The sequence below is a fragment of the Nocardia glycosmidis genome (genome assembly GCF_052545115.1).
This window is the reverse complement of record NZ_JBQWRH010000004.1, coordinates 355,123-374,809: the sequence shown is the minus strand read 5'-3', so window position 1 is coordinate 374,809 and position 19,687 is coordinate 355,123. Positions and strand designations below refer to the sequence as shown.

General features: G+C 68.6%; 15 protein-coding genes. 8 read left to right on the top strand and 7 right to left on the bottom strand.

The features are described from left to right. Positions 1–84: 84 nt before the first annotated feature. Positions 85–1,392 (bottom strand): replication-associated recombination protein A, encoded by a 1,308-nt coding sequence (locus ACT86A_RS07730; RefSeq protein ID WP_445091343.1) that lies wholly within the window; start codon positions 1,390–1,392, stop codon positions 85–87. A 245-nt stretch (positions 1,393–1,637) separates the two neighbouring features. Here ACT86A_RS07730 and ACT86A_RS07725 point away from each other — a divergent pair, with 245 nt between their 5' ends. Next, positions 1,638–3,281, top strand: a complete 1,644-nt coding sequence (locus ACT86A_RS07725; RefSeq protein WP_445091291.1) for an alkaline phosphatase D family protein — start codon at positions 1,638–1,640, stop codon at positions 3,279–3,281. A 58-nt stretch (positions 3,282–3,339) separates the two neighbouring features. Here the strand turns inward: ACT86A_RS07725 and ACT86A_RS07720 are convergent, their stop codons facing one another. Beyond that, the gene (locus tag ACT86A_RS07720) at positions 3,340–4,509 is read right to left on the bottom strand and encodes a phosphotransferase family protein (RefSeq protein ID WP_445091290.1); all 1,170 of its coding nucleotides are present in this window, start codon (positions 4,507–4,509) and stop codon (positions 3,340–3,342) included. Between the two features lie 190 nt (positions 4,510–4,699). Here ACT86A_RS07720 and ACT86A_RS07715 point away from each other — a divergent pair, with 190 nt between their 5' ends. Further along, on the top strand, positions 4,700–5,668 hold the full coding sequence (locus ACT86A_RS07715; RefSeq protein WP_445091289.1) for a DUF7847 domain-containing protein: 969 nt from the start codon (positions 4,700–4,702) through the stop codon (positions 5,666–5,668). Between the two features lie 284 nt (positions 5,669–5,952). Here ACT86A_RS07715 and aspS read toward each other — a convergent pair whose 3' ends face one another. Next, positions 5,953–7,725 carry an aspartate--tRNA ligase gene (gene aspS, locus ACT86A_RS07710; protein WP_445091288.1) on the bottom strand — a complete coding sequence of 591 codons (1,773 nt, stop codon included), beginning with the start codon at positions 7,723–7,725 and terminating at the stop codon, positions 5,953–5,955. 333 nt (positions 7,726–8,058) lie between these two features. On the opposite strand from aspS, the gene ypfJ reads away from it, so the two are divergent. After that, on the top strand, positions 8,059–8,982 hold the full coding sequence (gene ypfJ, locus ACT86A_RS07705) for a KPN_02809 family neutral zinc metallopeptidase (protein ID WP_445091287.1): 924 nt from the start codon (positions 8,059–8,061) through the stop codon (positions 8,980–8,982). 120 nt (positions 8,983–9,102) lie between these two features. Beyond that, positions 9,103–9,639 carry a hypothetical protein gene (locus tag ACT86A_RS07700; protein WP_445091286.1) on the top strand — a complete coding sequence of 179 codons (537 nt, stop codon included), beginning with the start codon at positions 9,103–9,105 and terminating at the stop codon, positions 9,637–9,639. Between the two features lie 65 nt (positions 9,640–9,704). Here ACT86A_RS07700 and ACT86A_RS07695 read toward each other — a convergent pair whose 3' ends face one another. Together ACT86A_RS07695 and ACT86A_RS07690 are read right to left on the bottom strand one after the other, a co-directional pair. After that, the gene (locus ACT86A_RS07695; RefSeq protein WP_445091285.1) at positions 9,705–11,285 is read right to left on the bottom strand and encodes a hypothetical protein; all 1,581 of its coding nucleotides are present in this window, start codon (positions 11,283–11,285) and stop codon (positions 9,705–9,707) included. Then, the gene (locus ACT86A_RS07690) at positions 11,282–11,611 is read right to left on the bottom strand and encodes a type VII secretion target (RefSeq protein WP_445091284.1); all 330 of its coding nucleotides are present in this window, start codon (positions 11,609–11,611) and stop codon (positions 11,282–11,284) included. Before ACT86A_RS07690 ends, ACT86A_RS07695 begins: the two co-directional genes overlap by 4 nt. 264 nt (positions 11,612–11,875) lie before the next feature. Between ACT86A_RS07690 and ACT86A_RS07685 the strand changes: the two genes are divergently transcribed. The 3 genes from ACT86A_RS07685 (at position 11,876) to ACT86A_RS07675 (ending at position 16,088) form a co-directional block, all read left to right on the top strand. Further along, positions 11,876–12,892 (top strand): Rv2578c family radical SAM protein, encoded by a 1,017-nt coding sequence (locus ACT86A_RS07685; protein ID WP_445091283.1) that lies wholly within the window; start codon positions 11,876–11,878, stop codon positions 12,890–12,892. A 110-nt stretch (positions 12,893–13,002) separates the two neighbouring features. Beyond that, the gene (locus ACT86A_RS07680) at positions 13,003–15,012 is read left to right on the top strand and encodes a 2-oxoacid:acceptor oxidoreductase subunit alpha (RefSeq protein ID WP_445091282.1); all 2,010 of its coding nucleotides are present in this window, start codon (positions 13,003–13,005) and stop codon (positions 15,010–15,012) included. Further along, entirely contained in the window at positions 15,009–16,088 is a 1,080-nt protein-coding gene (locus ACT86A_RS07675; RefSeq protein WP_445091281.1) for a 2-oxoacid:ferredoxin oxidoreductase subunit beta, read from the top strand. Before ACT86A_RS07680 ends, ACT86A_RS07675 begins: the two co-directional genes overlap by 4 nt. A gap of 52 nt (positions 16,089–16,140) precedes the next feature. Here the strand turns inward: ACT86A_RS07675 and ACT86A_RS07670 are convergent, their stop codons facing one another. Continuing rightward, positions 16,141–16,782: a hypothetical protein gene (locus tag ACT86A_RS07670; protein ID WP_445091280.1), complete on the bottom strand. Its 642-nt coding sequence runs from the start codon at positions 16,780–16,782 to the stop codon at positions 16,141–16,143. A 266-nt stretch (positions 16,783–17,048) separates the two neighbouring features. Next, complete coding sequence (gene hisS, locus ACT86A_RS07665; protein ID WP_445091279.1) at positions 17,049–18,320, bottom strand: histidine--tRNA ligase; 1,272 nt, start codon at positions 18,318–18,320, stop codon at positions 17,049–17,051. Positions 18,321–18,459: 139 nt separating this feature from the next. Here hisS and ACT86A_RS07660 point away from each other — a divergent pair, with 139 nt between their 5' ends. Next, positions 18,460–19,338, top strand: a complete 879-nt coding sequence (locus ACT86A_RS07660) for a peptidylprolyl isomerase (RefSeq protein ID WP_445091278.1) — start codon at positions 18,460–18,462, stop codon at positions 19,336–19,338. The last annotated feature ends 349 nt before the right edge of the window (positions 19,339–19,687 follow it).

Genomic DNA, 19,687 nt, shown 5'->3' with positions numbered 1-19,687 from the left:
ACTGTTCGCTCCCCGACACCGCTCCCACCGGCGTGGGCAGCGACGACGGTCTCGCCGAATGCCTCTTGCCGAGCGGCTGGCGGATCACCCTCGGATGATGCGACGCAATTTGTCGACTCGGGGACCGATCTCGCGTTCGTGGCCGTGGTCGGTGGGGTGGTAGTAGTCGATGCCGACCAGTTCGTCGGGCGGGTATTGCTGGGCCAGCACGCCGTCCTTGTCATCGTGCGGGTATCGGTAGCCCTGCGCGTTGCCGAGTGCGGCCGCACCGGCGTAGTGGCCGTCGCGCAGGTGCGGTGGGACCGCGCCCGCCTTGCCGGCCGCGACGTCGTTCATGGCCGCGCCGATCGCGGCGACGACGGCGCCGGACTTGGGTGCGGTCGCCAGGTGAATCGTCGCCTGCGCCAGCGCGAGCCGCCCTTCGGGCAGCCCGACCAGCTGGACCACCTGCGCGGCGGCGGCCGCCGTCTGCAACGCCGTCGGATCGGCCATGCCGATGTCCTCGCTCGCGTGGATCATCAGTCTGCGCGCGATGAAGCGCGGGTCCTCGCCCGCGCTCAGCATCCGGGCCAGGTAGTGCAGCGCGGCGTCGACATCCGAACCGCGAATGGACTTGATGAACGCGCTGATCACGTCGTAATGCTGGTCACCGGCCCGGTCGTAGCGCACCGCGGCCTTGTCCACGCTGGCCTCGACGAGGTCGACGTCGACCGTGCCGTCGAGCGAGGATTCCGCCGAGGCTTCCAGCGCGGTCAGTGCCCGCCGGGCGTCACCGCCCGCGAGCCGGACGACATGGTCGAGCGCGGCATCGGTGACGATGTACGCCCCGTCGAGCCCGCGGGGGTCGGTGATCGCGCGGGTGAGCACCTGGCGGATGTCGGCTTCGGTGAGCGAGCGCAGTTGCAGCACCAGCGAGCGCGACAGCAGCGGGGACACCACCGAAAACGACGGATTCTCGGTGGTCGCCCCGACCAACAGGACGATCCGATTCTCCACCGCGGCGAGCAGCGCGTCCTGCTGGGTCTTGGAGAAACGGTGTACTTCGTCGATGAACAGCACGGTCTGCTCGCCCACCGACAACCTGCGACGCGCCAGATCGATGACCGCGCGAACTTCCTTGACCCCGGCCGAGAGCGCCGACAGCGCCTCGAAACGGCGCCCGGTCGCCTGTGAGATGAGTGCGGCGAGGGTGGTCTTTCCGGTGCCCGGCGGCCCGTACAACAGCACCGATGCCGCGCCGGAGCCCTCGATCAGCCTGCGCAGCGGAGAGCCCGGGCCGAGTAGATGCTGCTGGCCGACCACTTCCTCCAGCACGGCGGGGCGCATGCGCACCGCCAGCGGTGCACCCGCGTCCCTGCGCACCACCGTGTCGATCGAGTGCTCCGGAGGCATCGTGGCCCCGGGCACGTCGAACAAACCATCGCTCACGAAATGCACGTTACCGATCCGCACCGACAGCAGCCCAAATCGTGCCACAGCATGAGCGCGGCCCGACTCGGTGTCCAGGTCGGTACTCAGCCACCTCGAAGTTCGCCACGCTCGCCCCATCGGGGTCTGCGCAGGTCCGAAACCGCGCCCCCGAGCCGAGTTGCGAGTCGCCAGTTCTTCCGATGTGATCAACCCCCGTGCCGCAAAACATGCCCGTTTCAGATCCCGCGTCCCCCGTCGGCGTCACCCGCCGCACCATGTTGCGCGGTGGCGCGGCGGCCGCAGCCACCGCCACCGCGGTATTCGGCGCGGGGCGGGCCCGCGCCGTGACGCCGATATTCCGGCACGGCGTGGCCTCAGGCGATCCGCTCCCCGACGGCGTGATCATCTGGACCCGCGTCACCGTCGCCGATGACGCGACACCCGGCTCCGGACGCGGTGCCCCGGCGAGCGTGCACTGGGAGATGGCCACGGACGAGCGGTTCGCCTCGGTCGCCGCGTCCGGCACGGCCACGGCCGCCGCGGACACCGACCACACCATCAAGATCGACGTCACCGGTCTCGAGCCGGGAGCCGAGTACTTCTACCGCTTCAGCGCGCTCGGTGAAACCTCGCCGGTCGGCCGCACGAAGACCGCGCCCGCCGCGACGGACTCCCCTGAACGTCTCCGGTTCGGCGTGGTCTCGTGCTCGAACTGGGAGGCAGGGTACTTCGGCGCCTACCGGCATCTGGCCGAGCGTTCCGACTTGGACGCGATCGTGCATCTGGGCGACTACATCTACGAGTACGGCCGCGGCGAGTACGGCGGCGGCAACGGCATGGTTCGACCGCACGACCCAGCCAACGAAATCGTCAGCCTGGCCGATTACCGCATCCGGCACGCCCAGTACAAGACCGATCCCGACCTGCTCGACCTGCATGCCGCGCTGCCGTTCGTCTGCACCTGGGACGACCACGAGTCGGCGGACAACTCCTGGTCCGGCGGCGCGGCCAACCACGACCCGGTGACCGAGGGCAGCTGGCCGGACCGGCGAGCGGCTTCCGCGCAGGCATACCTGGAGTGGATGCCGGTCCGCGCGGCCTGGTCCGGCGCCGACGTGCGCATCTACCGCAGGCTGCGCTTCGGCACCCTGGCCGAACTCGCCATGCTGGATTTGCGCAGCTACCGCGACCAGGAGGCGAAGCCGGGGGCCGGCTGGCGCCGAGCCGACAACCCGGCGCGCACGATCACCGGCAAGGCGCAGATGGAGTGGCTTACCGCCGGCTTGGCGTCCGCGCCGGTGCGATGGAAGCTGGTCGGCAATTCGGTGATGATCGCCCCGCTGGTCTTTCCGCCGCTGGAACCGGCCACCACGGCGGCGATCACCAGCACGATGGGCATTCCACAGTCCGGCCTGTCGCTGAACGGCGACCAGTGGGACGGGTACACCGCCGATCGCGCCCGCCTGTTCCAGGCGATCATCGAGCAGCGGATCTCCGACGTGGTCTTTCTGACCGGCGACATCCATTCCTCGTGGGCGGCGGACCTGCCCGTGGACGCGGCGAACTATCCGAACGGGGCCACGGCGGGCGCCGAGTTCGTCGTGCCGTCGGTGACTTCTACCAGCATCGGCGACATGGTGCGGGCGAACGCAACACCGATCGCCGAATCGATCAAGGCGGTCAACCACCATCTGCGCTATGTCGAGCTGGATTCGCACGGCTACGGCGTGCTGGAGGTCACCGCGGAGCACGCGCAGATGGACTGGTACTACCTGCTGAACGTGGCCGACCCGAATTCCGCTGTGCGCTATGGCGCTTCGTTCGCCGTCCGCTCCGGCGGCCGGATCGAGCCGTGGCCGACACCGCTCTGATCGACCGTGGCGGGGTCGGTCCCGCCCGTCCAGCGAGTGCTGGACGCCGTCTGGAGACCTACTCCGACCAGCGCTCTTCCAACCTCGCCGAGACGTCCTCGGCGAAGTCTCCGACGACGTCGTCGCCGGTGCACCTGGCGTCCTCGGCGAGCGCGGCCCAGCGGTTGATCAGGGCCGCCGAGCGCGGCACCGACAGCCCGTGCTCCCGCGCGGCCGCGATACGCGTGTGGTCGGCGGTCAGGAACCAGTAGGTGGACAGCCATACCCAGATCAGCCGGGCTTCGAGGATGCGCTCGGCCAGCAGCTCGTCGTCGGCCAGCGCGGGCCACACGCCCACGACCTCGGCGCGCCATGCCTCCACCATCTGCCCGGCGCGCTCGCGGGAGAGCTCGACGTCGCACAGGCAGCCGGGGAAGGACACCAGCGCATAGGCGATGTCCAGGGTGGCGTCACGGAACCCGCCCCACTCGTAGTCGAGGAAGCGGGCACCCTCATCGTTCAAGATCACGTTGTCCGGGCACAGGTCCGATGGGCTGAACGCGCGGAAGCGGCCGGCGGAGTACAGGCGATTCCCGCGCACGATCCGCTCGGCGATCTCACCGGGCACCTCGATGCCCAGTTCGCGCTGCAGCATCCCGGGCACTTCGGCGATCGCCGTCTCGGCCTGCTGCGCGATACCGTCCACCCGGTGCATCACCTCGACCCGGCGCAGCAGCGCCACGAAGTCCGCCTCGCGGCCGACGGTGGCGGCATGCATCCGGCCCAGCGCCTGCGCGAACGCCATCAGCGAGTTGCGCCTGGCGGGCTCGTCGCCGGACTGCAGCACGGCGGTGAGCAGGGAGTTCTCGCCGAGGTCACTGAGGATCAGCAACCGGTCGGGGAGGCTGTGTGCGATCAGGTACGCACCCGGCCGCTGCTCGCGGCTGAGTGCGGTGGTGAACTGATACGACACGGTCTCGCGGAGAAACGCGGAGTCGATGCTGGCGACGCCGGGGGCCAGGCCGCCGGTCCGGCGATCCTGAGCGGCCCCGCGGACCTGCTTGACGATCAGGGTTCGCGGCAACGAGAAGGCATTCTCCGCTACACGCACACGCAGGACCGTTGTCCTACCACTACCGCTGAGTTCGATCGGATCACTCAGCTTTACCGGAGCACCCATTCGCTTTGTGAGCAACTGTTGCGCTGCGGACACGACTTCGGCGGCGCGTTCGGCCAATAGTGCGGTCATCGCCTCTCAAGCTACTCGCATCGGGTCACTTCTAGCGAGCGGTGGGACAACCTTTCCGCGTCGCCCGGCGTGTCCGCGTGGAGCTCCGAAGGCGGCATTCGCCCGCTTGACACCTGTGCATCGGTCGGGTTTTCTCATCGTCAACTGCCGTGCGCCACACCACAAACCAGTTGAGTGGAAAGGTCTACCCGTGACCGAAACCCCGCCTCCCGCACCAAAATCAGCTGGCGGCGCCGGCGACCCGAACGACGACCAGCGCTTCGCGGCGCGGCCAGGGCAGCATGAGAATCCGGCTCCGCAGCCGCCCGGCCCCGGGACCGGCCAGGCTCGCCACGAAATGGCGGGCTCGGCCGGATATCCGCAGTTCGAGGGCCCCGGCGCCGCGCAATACGGTAGCGAACCGCTGGAACCGCCACCACCGGTGGACGCACCGCACCCCAGCTATGGCCCGCCGGGAACCGGACCGGGATGGACGCCGCCCGGCGCCGCGCCACCCCCACAGCCGGTCTACGGCTACCAGCAGGTTCCCACAGGTCCCGGCACCCTCGACGTGGGCCGGGCGCTCAGCTTCGGCTGGGCGAGGTTGCGGTCGAACCCGGGACCATGGATCGGGGTGACCGCGGTGGGCGTGGTCATCTACCTGGCATTCGTGCTCGTGGTGCAACTCACCGAACCGACGACGATGCTGCCGCTGCTGCTCATCTTCTTGGCGATCATGGCCGGGGTGTGGTTGCTGCAGGCCGCCATGGTGCGGGGCGCGCTCTACGAAACCGACGGCACGCCACCGCCGTTCGGCGCGTACTTCCGCTTCTTGAACGCGGGGAATGTGCTGCTCACGGCACTGCTGGCGTTCCTGCTGACCTTTCTCGGCAGCGCGATCTGCCTGATCCCGGGGTTGATCGCCGGCGTGCTGTGCATGTTCTCGCTGCACTTCGTCGTCGATCAGGATCAAGGTCCGTTCGAGGCGCTGAAATCGAGCGTCACCCTCGTGATCGCCAACGCCTGGCAGGTGCTGCTGCTCGCGCTTGCGGTGCTGGTGGTGACTTTCCTCGGACTGCTGCTGTGCGGCCTTGGCTTGCTGATCGCGGGCCCGGTCGCCATCATCGCGGTGACCTACGCCTACCGCACGCTCACCGGCGGCACGGTCTCGGCGCCGTGAACCGGGACCGCACTCGCCGATCGGTGCCCCCGGCTCCATCCGGCGCTGCGGCCCCTCGGACCGGCCTCGATGTCCGCGCTGAACGGGAACGAGCGCGCTGATCCCCGGCCGCGACCTGCACCGCGAGCCGCCCATGCGAAGCAACGCCGTTCACATGCCCTCAGCAGTGCTGCGACAACGGCGAAATCCGGCCGCGGGCAGCGGCGTGACTGGAAGCAATACCGATCAGCGCGCCGGCCGAGGCGGGCACCGGACAGGGTGCCCGCCTCGGCCGGCGCGGTGACCTAATCCTTCTCCGGCACCGGCTTGACGTCGAGCCCCGCCTCTTTGCGCTGCAGCTCGGTGATCGAGGCGGGCGCGTCGGTCAACGGGTCGACGCCGCCGCCGGTCTTCGGGAACGCGATGACCTCACGGATCGAGTCCTCACCGGCCAGCAGCGCGGTAACCCGGTCCCAGCCGAAGGCGATACCGCCGTGCGGCGGGGCACCGAAGGCGAACGCGTCCAGCAGGAAGCCGAACTTCTCCTGCGCCTCCTCGTGGCTGATGCCCATCACCTTGAACACACGTTCCTGGACGTCGCGGCGGTGGATACGAATCGAGCCGCCACCGATCTCGTTGCCGTTGCACACGATGTCGTAGGCGTAGGCCAGCGCGGAGTCCGGGTCGATGTCGAAGGTGTCCAGCGATTCCGGCTTCGGCGAGGTGAACGCGTGGTGCACCGCGGTCCACGCGGAATGCCCCACGGCCACGTCACCGCTGGCGGTCGCCTCGGCGGTGGGCTCGAACAGCGGCGCGTCCACGATCCAGACGAACGACCAGCCGTCCTCATCGATCAACCCGACCTTGCGGGCGATCTCGACGCGCGCCGCGCCGAGCAGCGCGCGCTGCGCCTTGACCGCACCGGCCGCGAAGAACACGCAGTCGCCCGGCACCGCGCCGACGTGCTTGGCCAGCCCCTCCCGCTCCGCGTCGCTGAGGTTCTTGGCGACCGGACCGCCCAGCGTGCCGTCCTCGTTCACCAGGACATACGCCAACCCCTTGGCGCCGCGCTGCTTGGCCCACTCCTGCCAGCCGTCGAGCTGGCGCCGGGGCTGGCTCGCGCCGCCCGGCATGACGACCGCACCGACGTACGGCGCCTGGAAAACCCGGAACGGGGTGTCCTGGAAAAACTCCGTGCACTCGGTGATCTCGACGCCGAACCGCAGGTCGGGCTTGTCGGACCCGAACCGGCGCATTGCCTCGGCGTAGGTCATGTGCGGGATCGGTGTGGGGATCTCGTGGCCGATCAGCTTCCACAGCGCGACGAGAATATCCTCGGCCAGCAGGATCACGTCCTCCTGGCGCACGAAACTCATCTCGATATCGAGCTGGGTGAATTCCGGCTGCCGGTCGGCACGGAAGTCCTCGTCGCGGTAGCAGCGCGCGATCTGGTAGTACCGTTCGATGCCGCCGACCATGAGCAACTGCTTGAACAACTGGGGGCTCTGCGGCAGCGCATAGAAGTTGCCCGGCTGCAGCCGGGCCGGCACGAGGAAGTCGCGTGCGCCTTCCGGGGTGGAGCGGGTCAAGGTGGGCGTCTCGACCTCGACGAATTCGTGCCGGGCCAGCACCTCGCGGGCGGCGGCGTTGACTTTCGACCGCAACCGGATCGCGTGCGCCGGGCCCTCGCGGCGCAGATCCAGGTAGCGATGCTTCAGGCGCGCCTCCTCACCTGGCTGCTCGTCCAGCTGGAAGGGCAGCGGGGCACTCTCGTTGAGCACTTCGAGCTCGGTGACATTCACCTCGATGGCGCCGGTCGGCAGTTCCGGGTTCTCGTTGCCGCTCGGCCGCAATTCCACGGTGCCGGTAACACGTACGCAATACTCGGCGCGCAGCCGGTGCGCATGCTCGGCCGGTGCGCCCTCGCGGAACACCGCCTGCGCGACGCCGGACGCGTCGCGCAAATCGATGAAGATCACCCCGCCGTGGTCACGCCGCCGCGCCACCCAGCCGGTGAGAGTGACGGTCAGACCGGCATGCTCGCTTCGCAGCGAACCGGCCAAGTGGGTGCGCAGCACGGGGTTCCTTTCGACGAGTCCGGCACCGGCGCGGTGCGACCCGGTGCGGGTCCATCGTAGTGAGACATATTCGACGAGTGGAAACCGATATCGCCACACCCGTGCCAAGCTGTATACGACCGGGCCCGCCCGCCACTGCATACCGGCACGGGCCACACGAACCCGCCCACCACGGGCGCGAGCCCTACGAGCGCCATTCGCGGCCGGCTCGCGTCCGAGCGGCCGAAGTGCACGCGACGAAGTCACGAGTCTCGGCCGCTCGGCCGCGAGCCTTCCAGGGCTGCGAATAGCCGCGACGCGGTCGCGGCGAATCCAACATAGGAAGCGACGACGATGACCTTCAACGAGGGCATGCAGATCGACCCGGATCGGGTCTCGTCCGGTGGCCCCGGCCTGGGCGGCAAGCTCGCGCTGGGCGGCGGCGCGGGTGGGCTCATCCTGCTGGTGCTGACCCTGCTGCTGGGCGGCGACCCCGGATCGGTCCTCGGCAACTTCACCGGCGCGCCGAACCAGAGCCAGACGCAGCCCGGCACAGCGGGCACCCCGAGTCACTGCAAAACCGGCGCCGACGCCAACAAATACGTCGACTGCCGGGTGGCGCTCACCGCCCAGAGCCTGGACGCCGTCTGGTCGGCCGAGCTGCCGAAGCAGACCGGCAAGCGCTATGTGAAGCCGGACGTCGTGCTGTTCTCCGGCGCCACTTCGACCGGCTGCGGCAACGCCACCAGCGATGTCGGCCCGTTCTACTGCCCGGCCGACCACACCGCCTACTTCGACACCAGCTTCTTCCAGGACCTGGTGGATCGTTTCGGCGCCAGTGGCGGTCCGCTCGCGCAGGAATACGTGGTGGCGCACGAGTTCGGCCATCACATCCAGAATCAGCTGGGCGACATCGGCCGCGCACAGCGCGATCCTCGCGGCCCGCAGTCCGGTGCAGTGCGCACCGAACTGCAAGCCGACTGCTACGCCGGGATCTGGGCGCATTTCGCGGATAAGCTGCCGGCCCCCGGGGGCGACCAGCCGTTCCTACGGCCATTGTCGGATCAGGACGTCGGCGACGCGCTGTCGGCGGCCGCGGCAGTCGGTGACGACCGGATCCAGCGCGCCGCGCAGGGCAGGGTGAATCCCGAAGCGTGGACGCACGGTTCCTCCGAGCAGCGGCAGAAATGGTTCCTCACCGGCTACCGGACCGGTCAGGTCCGCGCCTGCGATACCTACGCGGCACCGGACCTGAACAACCCGTCCGCCATACGGTAGAACCGGATTCGATCGAGAGGACAGCGCGCCGGTCCCCACCACGGGGCGGCGCGCTGTCATGATCGACCGCAGTTCGCCTATGCCGCAGGCGAATACGGACAGCACGGGAAGATGGGATAGATGCGAGGAACGAAAGCCGTTCTGCTGGTTGTGATGCTGACCCTCGGGGTGGCTTCGGGCGCCGCCGTAGCCGACCCGGCCACCGACCGGCCCGGCGCGCTGCCGCCGATCGCGGCACCACTGGCCTTGTTCACCCTGACCACCATCCCGGATGGCTGGCAGACTCGGACCGATCTGCGCCCGCAACTGGAGATCTTCGCCGACGGCCGGGCAGTCAGCAGTCCGGACGCCATTGCCGCCGGTCGCCGCCCGGAGACGCCGCCGAAACGGATCGACGGTCGTATCCGTCCCGATGCGCTGAAAGCCGCGGTGGCCGAGACCACTGCGCTGGCCACGGTGGATCTCGGTGTGCCAAGCGCCGCCGACCGGAGCAGCCGCATCATCGACTACATGCCGCAACCAGCGGAACAGGACGTGCACCTGGTCGTGTACGCGCCCGAGGCCACCGACGGGCTGGGCCCCGAGCAGCAGGCCGCGCGCAAACGCTTCGCCGACCTTTACAGAACACTGCTCGACGCGTTCGTCCCGGACAACTGAGGACCGCACGGAGCCAGGCCGGGGCGGATCAGCCCGAGCCTGGCTCGAATCATCGGCTCGACCAGCTAGAACTGATCCTGTTCGTAGTCCGAGCTGATGATCTCGTCGGAGTGCGTCGCACCGATGACCTCCGGTGTGGACTCCCCTAACGGACCGGTGAGATCGTCGTTGCCGGTAGGACTCGAGTATGGCTGTACCGTGCGCGAGTGTTCCTCGTCTTGGCTGCGTTGCCCCGCGGCGGCGGCCGGGCTGCCCATGAAGCTGTTTGCTCCGGCCGTGGTAGCGCCAGGCGTGCCGGTACCGAACGGCGTGCCGGGCAGACCGGCGGCCGGGCGGATCGGCACGACCGGAGCGCCGGGCAGGCTGCTGGGCTTGGGCACTGAGGGCGTGCTCGGTGTTCCCGGCCGACCGGGGCTGCCGAACAATCCGGACGGCGCCCCGTGGTTGGTGGTACTCGGGCTGGACGTGCTGTGCACCGACGCGGGCGTGGTCGTAGGGCTCGTCGTGCTCGGTGTGGCGGAGTCCAGGCCGGCCGCCTTGGTCGCGGTGTCGGTCGCGGTCGACTGCGCCTGCTCGAGAAGTGGCTGGCCGACGTTCTGCGCCAGTGACTGCGCGGCTTCCTGCGCCTCCGGGCCGACCAACTGCTGCACCATACCGCCGAGCTCGGCGGTCTTGCCGGCCAGATCACCGCGGGTGGCGTTGACCACGCCGACGGCCTGGCCCAGGTGCTCGGTGGCCGACGCGATCAGCGTCGCCTGCGCGGGCGGGGTGAGGATGACCGGGGCGAGCGCGGTCGCCTGGGTGGCGAACGACGTGGCGATGCCGAGTAGCTGCGCGTTGCCCTGCTGCACCACCGCCGCGGCACGCTGGGTGAGTTCGGAAATATCTATGCCGCGCTGGCCGGTCTCCCGGCCCTCGACGTTTGCCTGCTGGCTCGTGGCTTGGGCGTTGCGGGATGCCTGGCCCTGCCACACCTGCTCGACCGTCGCCATGCTGCCCTTGCCCACCTGCATGGCCAGCTCGATGATCTTGGAGGATTGGCTGAGAATCGCGGTCGGATCGAATGCACCGATGATGCCGGTGCCGAAGCTGCCGAGCAGGTCGAGGATCGGCTTCATCAGCACGTCCACGCCGGGCAGCGCCGGCAGAGCCACACCCTGCATCAGCGCGGTGACCGGGTCGGCGGGCAGCGGCGGCAGCGCGGCCGCCGCCTGACTCACCGCCGCGGCGATCGAGTTCGGCGCATCGGCGAGAGCACCGCTCAGCACACCGTTGGTGTGCTCGAGCGCGGCTTGGACCACCGGCGCCGCCACCGCGTGCACGTCACCGAGCAAGGCGGACACCTCATGCGGCACACCGGGCACATCCGCGCCGCTGGGCGCGCCGTTCAGGCCGGGCAGACCGCCGGGGATCGCGCCGAGCGTCTGCTGATCTTCGGAGACCTTGCGCGACAATACGAATGCGGGCGGCTCGATCGGCGGCATATCCTCGGGCAGCTGTGGCAGCGGCAGGTCGAGCACCGCCGAGGCCGGTGAATTCTGCAGCGCGTCCAGCACGGTCTGCTGGCCGATGGCGACATTCTGCTCGGCCGCGTGCGCGACGGCCTGCCCTTCGGGCGCGATGACACCGCTGTCGAGTGGTCTCATAGCACGCCCCCGATCTCGCCTGTTTTCGATGCGAGCGCGCTCGCGTTAGACCAGTCCATGGCTTCGAAGGCCGCAGCGGCGCTGAACGCCGAATCCGACAACTTGGCGTACTTGGCCGACAGATCGTTGATGTCCTTGGCCTGCAACAGCTGCGCGGCGGCGAACATCGCCAGGTAGTCCGCTCCGATCAGGCCGAACACCGGAACCAGCGCGGCCAGATTCTTCGCCGTGTCGATACTGCCCGCCCCGGCCAGATCACCGGCGATGCCGGCGTTCGTGGCGGCGAACACCCGGACCGCTTCGGTCTCCACCGAGAGATCACTCATCGAGTTGCCCCCCAAATCGTTGTGAACATGCGTCATGAACAGCCGTCGTAAACAGCCGTCATAAACTTCGTCGTGACCGCTCCCGCTCCCTGCCGAATCGGCAAGGGCCGCTACGGTTGCGCCCAATATAGCGGACGGCACCGGCAAGTTTCGAGCCCGAACCCGCCGCACGGCGCCTTCTTCGGGCGACCCCGTTCGGCTCGCACAGACCCGGCATCCGGCGATTCGCTTGACAGATATTAGAACACATGTTCGACTAAGGCGGTGCGGTGGCAAAGCCAGACCCTGGACGCCGAGGACGGTGCCCTGCCCGGGCTGTCCCGGGCCGGGCTGGTGCGGACCGTGCGGCCACCCGAGTTCGAGGGCATCACGTTCCACGAGGTGCTGTGCAAGAGTGCCCTGAACAAGGTGCCCGAGGCCGCGAATCTGCCGTTCCAGTGGACGGTCAATCCCATGCGCGGCTGTTCGCATGCCTGTCGCTACTGCTTCGCCCGCGGCACGCATGAGTATCTGGACTTCGACGCGGGACGGGATTTCGACACGCAGATCGTGGTGAAAACGAATATCGCCGCGGTGCTGCGTAAGGAACTCGGCGGGCGATCTTGGCGTCGTGCACCGGTCGCGCTCGGCACCAACACCGATCCGTATCAGCGTGCGGAGGGTCGATATCGCTTGATGCCGGGCATCATTCGCGCGCTGGCCGAGTCCGGCACCCCGTTCTCCATCCTCACCAAGGGCACATTGCTGCGGCGGGATCTGCCGTTGCTCACCTGGGCCGCCCGCGAGGTGCGGGTGAGCCTGGCGGTGTCGATCGCGATCCTCGACGAAGACCTGCATCGCAGCCTGGAGCCGGGGACCCCAGCACCGCGTGCGCGCCTGGAGTTGGTGCGTGCGCTCACCGACGCGGGCTTCGCGGTCCACGTCCTGGTCGCGCCGGTCATCCCATGCCTCACCGACAGCCGTGCGCATCTGGACGCCATTTTCGACGCGATCGCCGAGGCCGGGGCGTACTCGGCGAGTGCGTTCCCGATGCACCTGCGCGGCAGCACCAGGGGCTGGTTCCTGTCCTGGCTGGCCGAACACCATCCGGCGCTGCTGCGTCGCTATCGCCGGCTCTATGGCCGCGGCGCGTACGTAACGCCGGAGTACTCGGCCTGGCTGCGCGCGCGTGTCGATCCACTGCTGGCCGGGCACGGATTGGCGCCGCGCAGGCAAGCCGAACCGGAGACACAACCCGAAACCGCGGACACGATCGACTCGCAGCTGGCATTGTTCGCCTGACGCCGCCATCGCCGAATACCCTCCGGGGCCCGCGCGCTGCGGCGCGCACCACGTTCGACGGAGTAGTTTGGCGATGGCACCTCTCAGCGACGAGGAAGTGAAGCAGGCAGATGGTTTCACACCAAAATGATGTCGGCACAGCGAAATTGGAAAAGGTCGTCATTCGGTTCGCCGGGGACTCCGGCGATGGCATGCAGCTGACCGGCGATCGCTTCACCCACGAGGCCGCCGCCTTCGGCAACGACCTCGCGACGCAGCCCAACTTCCCGGCCGAGATCAGGGCGCCGCAGGGCACGCTGCCCGGCGTCTCGTCGTTCCAGATCCAGATCGCCGACTACGACATCCTGACCGCGGGCGACCAGCCGGACGTGCTGGTCGCGATGAACCCCGCGGCGCTCAAAGCAAATCTGGCGGACCTTCCGCGCGGTGCCACGGTCATCGCAAACACCGACGAGTTCACCACGCGCACCCTGGGCAAAGTCGGTTACACCACCGACCCGCTGGCCGACGACACCCTGTCGGACTTCGTCGTCCACCGGGTCCCGATGACATCGCTCACCCTGGGCGCCACGGAATCGACCGGGGTCGGCAAGAAGGACGCCCAGCGTGCGAAGAACATGTTCGCCCTCGGCCTGCTGTCCTGGATGTACGGGCGCCCGATCGGCGCGACCGAGCGGTTCATGCGGGAGAAGTTCGCGACCAAGCCGGAGATCGCCGAGGCCAACGTGCTGGCGTTCCGGGCGGGCTGGAACTACGGCGAGACCACCGAGACTTTCGCCACCACCTACCAGATCGCCCCGGCGAAGCTGCCGCCGGGAACCTACCGACAGATCACCGGCAACTCCGCGCTCGCGTACGGCTTGATCACCGCCGGCCAGCTCGCCGGCCTACCGGTATTCCTCGGCACCTACCCCATCACGCCCGCGTCGGACATCCTGCACGAGTTGAGCAAGCACAAGAATTTCGGGGTCACCACCTTCCAGGCCGAGGACGAGATCGCTGGGATCGGCGCGGCGCTGGGCGCCTCGCTCGGCGGCGCGCTCGGCGTCACGAGCACGTCCGGACCCGGCCTCGCGCTCAAAAGCGAGACCATCGGCTTGGCCGTGATGACGGAGTTGCCGCTGGTTGTCATCGATGTCCAGCGCGGCGGTCCCTCCACTGGCCTGCCGACCAAGACCGAGCAGGCCGACCTGCTCCAAGCCCTCTACGGCCGCAATGGTGAATCCCCGGTGGCGGTGGTCGCGCCGCGCTCCCCCGCTGACTGCTTCGCCGCGGCCGTGGACGCGGCACGGATCGCACTCACCTATCGCACGCCGGTGCTGTTGCTGTCGGACGGAGCGATCGCGAACGGTTCGGAACCGTGGTCGATTCCGCAGGTAGCGCAGCTGGCTCCGATAGATCCGGCGTTCGAGCCGGAAGGCGACGACGCCGTCGGGTTCCAGCCCTACACCCGCGACCCCGACACGCTGGCGCGCCCGCTCGCGGTCCCCGGCACCAAGGGCCGCGCACACCGCATCGGCGGACTCGAGAAGTCGGACGGCAGCGGCAACATTTCCTACGATCCCGCCAACCATGAGCTCATGGTGCGTTTGCGCCAGGCCAAGATCGACGGCGTCACCGTGCCGGATCTAGCGGTGGATGATCCGGACGGCACCGCCGAATTGCTGCTGATCGGCTGGGGTAGCTCCTTCGGCCCGATCGGCGAAGCCTGCCGGCGCGTCCGCCGCCGCGGCGTACCGGTCGCCCAAGCGCACCTGCGCCATCTGAATCCATTGCCCGCCAACCTGGGTGAGGTGCTGCGCCGCTACCGCATCGTGGTCGCACCGGAGATGAACGGCGGCCAGTTGGCCATGCTGCTGCGCGCGCGGTATCTGGTCGACGTGCGGCCGTGGACGAAGGTCGCCGGCACGGCGTTCTCCACCCAGGAGCTGGTCGGGGTCATCGACGCGGCACTGGACGGGTCGATCGAGGAGATGGAACAGAACAAGGCCTTCGCCGCACGGGCGCGGGCCACCTATCGGGCGCTGCGCGACGAAGCCCGTCGCCAACCCTGCGCCGACCCGAGCGCGGGCACAAGCGCCGCAGAACCCGCACATCGCACGACTGGGGGTAACGCATGACCATCGTGGAAACATCGCTTGTCGGCACCGACCTGGGCCTCACCGGGGTATCCGGGGTGCCGACCGCGGACGGTCCGCAGAAGGTGAAGGACTTCACCTCCGACCAGGAGGTCCGCTGGTGCCCCGGCTGCGGCGACTACGTGATCCTCGCGACCGTGCGTGGCTTCCTCGCCGAGCTCGGTTTGCGCCGGGAGAACCTGATGTTCGTTTCCGGGATCGGTTGCTCCAGCCGCTTCCCGTACTACCTGGAGGCGTACGGCATCCACTCCATCCACGGCCGGGCTCCGGCGATCGCGACCGGTCTCGCGGTCAGCCGCCCCGATCTGTCGGTCTGGGTGGTGACCGGTGACGGCGACGCACTGTCCATCGGGGGAAACCACCTCATCCACGCGTTGCGTCGCAACGTGAACATGACGATCCTGCTGTTCAACAATCGGATCTACGGGCTGACCAAAGGCCAGTACTCCCCCACCTCGGAACAGGGCAAGATCACCAAGTCCACCCCGATGGGCTCGCCCGACCATCCGTTCAACACCTTGTCGGTGGCGCTGGGTGCGGAAGCGACTTTCGCCGCTCGCGCCCTGGACTCCGATCGCGCGGGGCTCACCGAGGTACTGCGCGCCGCCGCCGAGCACCGCGGCACGTCGTTCGTGGAGATCCTGCAGGACTGCCCGATCTTCAACGACGGCTCGTTCGATGTGCTGCGCCGGGAGAACGCCGCCGATCACCTCATCCCACTACGGCACGGCGAGCCGATCCGGTTCGGCGCCGACGGCGAATTCGCGGTCGTCCAGCGCGGTTTCGGGCTCGACGTGGCCCGCACCGACAGCGTCGCAGAGCCCGACATCGTGGTGCACGACGCGTACGCCGACAGCCCGGAGTACGCCTACGCGCTGTCACGGCTGTCCGACCAAGGGCTCGACCGCGTCGTCACCGGTGTCTTCCGCAGCGTCTCCCGGCCGACCTACGACGACGCGGTGCGACACCAGACCGAGGTCGCGCGAGAAAGAAACCCGATAGGTCCGCAATCGCTCCAGGCTCTGCTCACCGGAACGGAAACCTGGGAGGTCGGGTAGCACAGCGCGCCGGCCAGGGCGACATCGCGCTCGGCGAAGTCGGGGCGACGGGTCAGCCGAGTGCGGCGACCTCGGTGTCGGTCAGCACGATCGGTGACACCGCGTCCTTGGTTCGCGCCAGCTGCACGGCGCGATATAGCGGCCGCTCCTCCAGCCCGGCATCGCGTGCCTCGGCCCGCAACTGATGCACCAGCAGCGCGGAAACGGCCACGGCCGCGGCCAATCGACTGGCGGCGAGCGCGTCAGCGAGCCTGCGCAGGCCGAGCAGATGCAGCTCGCGGCCACTGCCCGCATCGGTGTACATCGCGAGCGGGATGACCTGTGAGACCTCTCCCGCGGTGACCCGCAGGACGATCCTGCTCAGCCGAGCAGGGAACACCAGCACCTCGACACCGGTCGCCGCGGCCATCTCCAGCCGCCGCTCCCCTAACAGCCTGCGGGCGTGAACGACCGTCCCCGCCAGCCACATCCGCCGCCGACGCAACGCAACGGCGTACAAGACGGTGGGCGCGCCCACAACGACCCCGATGGCGATGGCGACCGGCCAGCTCACCATGGTCGCCGCCAGCAGCGCGGCGCCGAGCCCGATACCCGACGCGGCCAGCGCGAGGCGGCGCAGCATCGGCGCATACAGCTCGGGCGCGACCAAATCGAGCCCCACCGGCGCGACCGCCTGCTCGTCATCAGAATTCATCGACACAGTTCCGCCCTCTCGCCACGCCCAGCACCCGGTGCGCCGGTCACGCCTCCGAGGCGGGCGGCGGCCTCGGCGCAGACTACCCGGCCTCAGCGGTCATACCGGTGGTCCAGGCGCGGCTCGCCGCGCCGAATAGACGCAGCCGGGCGTAGTTCGCCACCAGACCGCGCACCGCCGCAGCGAACGCGGAGGTAGGCCTAATCGACGCAGCCAGGTAGTCCGCCATCAGACCGCGCACGGCCGCAGCGAAGGCGAAGGTGCGCCTATCCTGCCAGCGATTCCCGGATCACACCGACTACTTCGGCCAGCGGGATCTGCCGCTGCTCACCAGTCGCCATGTCTTTGAGCCCGATGGTGTTCTCCGCCAGGTCACGGTCGCCGAGTACCAGGGTGAACGCCGCCCCCGATCGGTCGGCCGCCTTCATCGCACCCTTCACGCCGCGCCCGCCGTAAGCGAGATCGACCCGCACACCGGCCGCTCGCAGCTGCGCCGCCAGCACGACCAGCCGCTGTTTGGCCGCATCGCCCAGCGGCACCCCGAAGACCTCGCAGCGCGCCGGATTGCCCGCCGACTTACCTTCCGCCGCCAGCGCCAGCATGGTGCGGTCCACGCCGATGCCGAAACCGATGCCCGACAGCGGCTGCCCCCCGAGCTCGGCCATCAGGCCGTCGTAACGACCGCCGCCGCCGATGCCGGACTGCGCGCCGAGGCCGTCGTGGACGAATTCGAACGTGGTCTTGGTGTAGTAGTCCAGACCACGCACCATGCGCGGGTTCACCACATAGGGCACGCCGAGCGCCTCCAGGTGGCCGAGCACCTGCTCGAAGTGCGACTTGGCCGACCCCGACAGGTGATCGATCATCAACGGCGCGCCCGCGGTCATCTCGCGCACCTCGGCCCGCTTGTCGTCCAGGACACGCAGCGGATTGAGCTGGGCCCGCCGCTTGGTCTCCGCATCCAGCGGCAACTCGAACAAGAACTCCTGCAACAGTTCCCGATACTGCGGCCGGCACGTCTCGTCACCCAGCGAGGTGATCTCCAGCCGGAATCCATCCAGACCGAGCCCACGGAACCCGGCATCGGCGATGGCGATCACCTCGGCGTCCAACGCCGGGTCATCGACGCCGATCGCCTCGATGCCCACCTGTTGCAGCTGCCGGTACCGGCCGGCCTGCGGTCGCTCGTATCGGAAGAACGGACCGGCGTAGCACAGTTTCACCGGCAGCTGCCCCCGATCGAGGCCGTGTTCGATGACCGCGCGCATCACGCCCGCGGTCCCTTCGGGGCGCAAGGTAACGCTGCGGTCACCGCGGTCGGGAAAGGTATACATCTCCTTGGTGACCACGTCGGTCGACTCGCCCACACCGCGCGCGAACAGGCCGGTGTCCTCGAAGACAGGCAGCTCGATATGTCCGTACCCGGCCGATCGGGCGGCGCGGAGCAGGCCGTCGCGTACCGCGACGAACTCGGCCGAGCCGGGTGGCACGTAGTCCGGTACCCCCTTCGGGGCGGAGAAGCTGCTGGTCTTGGTCACGATGCTCCAGTTTCCACCACTACGCCCCCGCAAGTCCAACCGGTTTGCCGAACCGACTCTCAGGAAGGATCCTGATCAGTCTCAGGAAGAAATGGCACACTCTTATCCCGATGTCATCGGATACGGGAGGAACGTGGTAGTGCCGAGCAATGAACAGCGACGAGCAGCGGCGAAACGCAAGCTGGAGCGTCAGCTGGCCAATCGGGCCGAGCGGGCACGCAAGCGCAAGCAACTCACGATCGCCGGATCGGTGCTGGGGGTCGTCCTGGTGGTCGCTGCCGTCACAGGCGTGTATTTCCTGACCCGCGGCGAGGACGACAGCTCCGACGCCGCCGCAGCGTCCAGCACCCCCACTGTCCCGTCGGCCGCCGCGCCGCCTGCCGCGAAGGCCAAGCCCGCGACAGTCGCCTGCGCCTACCGCGACAGCGCAAAGCCCGCGGACAAGCCGGCGAACAAACCGAAGGCCGATGGGATCCCGACCACCGGCGTCGATGCCAAGGTCAGCGTCAGCATGGAGACCAGTCAGGGCCCGATCGGTCTGACCCTGAACAACGCCGAGTCGCCGTGCACGGTGAACAGCTTCGTCAGCCTGGCTGCGCAGAGCTTCTTCGACGGGACCAACTGCCACCGGATGACCGCGAACGAGGGCCTGAAGGTCCTCCAGTGTGGCGACCCGACCGGCACCGGAATGGGCGGTCCCGGTTACGAATTCGACAACGAGTACCCGACCGATCAGTACGCGCAAGACGACCCGAACGCCGTGCAGAACGCGATCATCTACAAGCGCGGCACCCTCGCCATGGCCAACGCGGGCCCCGGCACCAACGGCAGCCAGTTCTTCATCGTGTACGCGGATTCCGAACTGCCGCCGCAGTACACGATCTTCGGCACGGTGGACGCGAACAGCCTCGGCACCCTCGACAAGATCGCGCAGGTGGGTCAGGACAACTCCAACGGCCCCGGCGACGGCAAGCCGAAGCAGCCGGTCACCATCCAGGCGTTGCGCATCGACCGCTGATCATCGAACTCTCGGGCCCGCCACCGCGCCGTGACCGCGGGCCCGAGTCGGGTCGGCGACAGGCCAACCCGAGCGAGGATAGGCGATCCTTTCTTCGGCTAGGGTGCCCTTGATCCGTAGATCGTCCGGCGCGTTTCGCGCCATGCCGGAAATGTGCGATATATGCTGATAAACGGCACACTCGTTCGATTGTGCCGACCTTCGTCGGGTAACCTCGATCCTAGGAGTTCCCGCAGCGTAGTCACCCTCTCGGTAGGTTTGCGCTGGTAGAGAGTGTGTGCTGCGCCGCGAGCACTCCGGGTGTCCGCGTTTGCAGGCGGGACCCGCTGCACGGGGCTACAGTTCGCGT

Bases quoted from the DNA above. Each gene is read 5' to 3' on its own strand.
- ACT86A_RS07670 (WP_445091280.1), bottom strand. From the start codon at position 16,782: ATGAATTCTGATGACGAGCAGGCGGTCGCGCCGGTGGGGCTCGATTTG.
- ACT86A_RS07730 (WP_445091343.1), bottom strand. From the start codon at position 1,392: ATGCCTCCGGAGCACTCGATCGACACGGTGGTGCGCAGGGACGCGGGT.
- ACT86A_RS07720 (WP_445091290.1), bottom strand. From the start codon at position 4,509: ATGACCGCACTATTGGCCGAACGCGCCGCCGAAGTCGTGTCCGCAGCG.
- ACT86A_RS07725 (WP_445091291.1), top strand. From the start codon at position 1,638: ATGCCCGTTTCAGATCCCGCGTCCCCCGTCGGCGTCACCCGCCGCACC.
- ACT86A_RS07695 (WP_445091285.1), bottom strand. From the start codon at position 11,285: ATGAGACCACTCGACAGCGGTGTCATCGCGCCCGAAGGGCAGGCCGTC.
- ACT86A_RS07680 (WP_445091282.1), top strand. From the start codon at position 13,003: ATGGTTTCACACCAAAATGATGTCGGCACAGCGAAATTGGAAAAGGTC.
- ypfJ (WP_445091287.1), top strand. From the start codon at position 8,059: ATGACCTTCAACGAGGGCATGCAGATCGACCCGGATCGGGTCTCGTCC.
- ACT86A_RS07675 (WP_445091281.1), top strand. From the start codon at position 15,009: ATGACCATCGTGGAAACATCGCTTGTCGGCACCGACCTGGGCCTCACC.
- ACT86A_RS07690 (WP_445091284.1), bottom strand. From the start codon at position 11,611: ATGAGTGATCTCTCGGTGGAGACCGAAGCGGTCCGGGTGTTCGCCGCC.
- ACT86A_RS07700 (WP_445091286.1), top strand. From the start codon at position 9,103: ATGCGAGGAACGAAAGCCGTTCTGCTGGTTGTGATGCTGACCCTCGGG.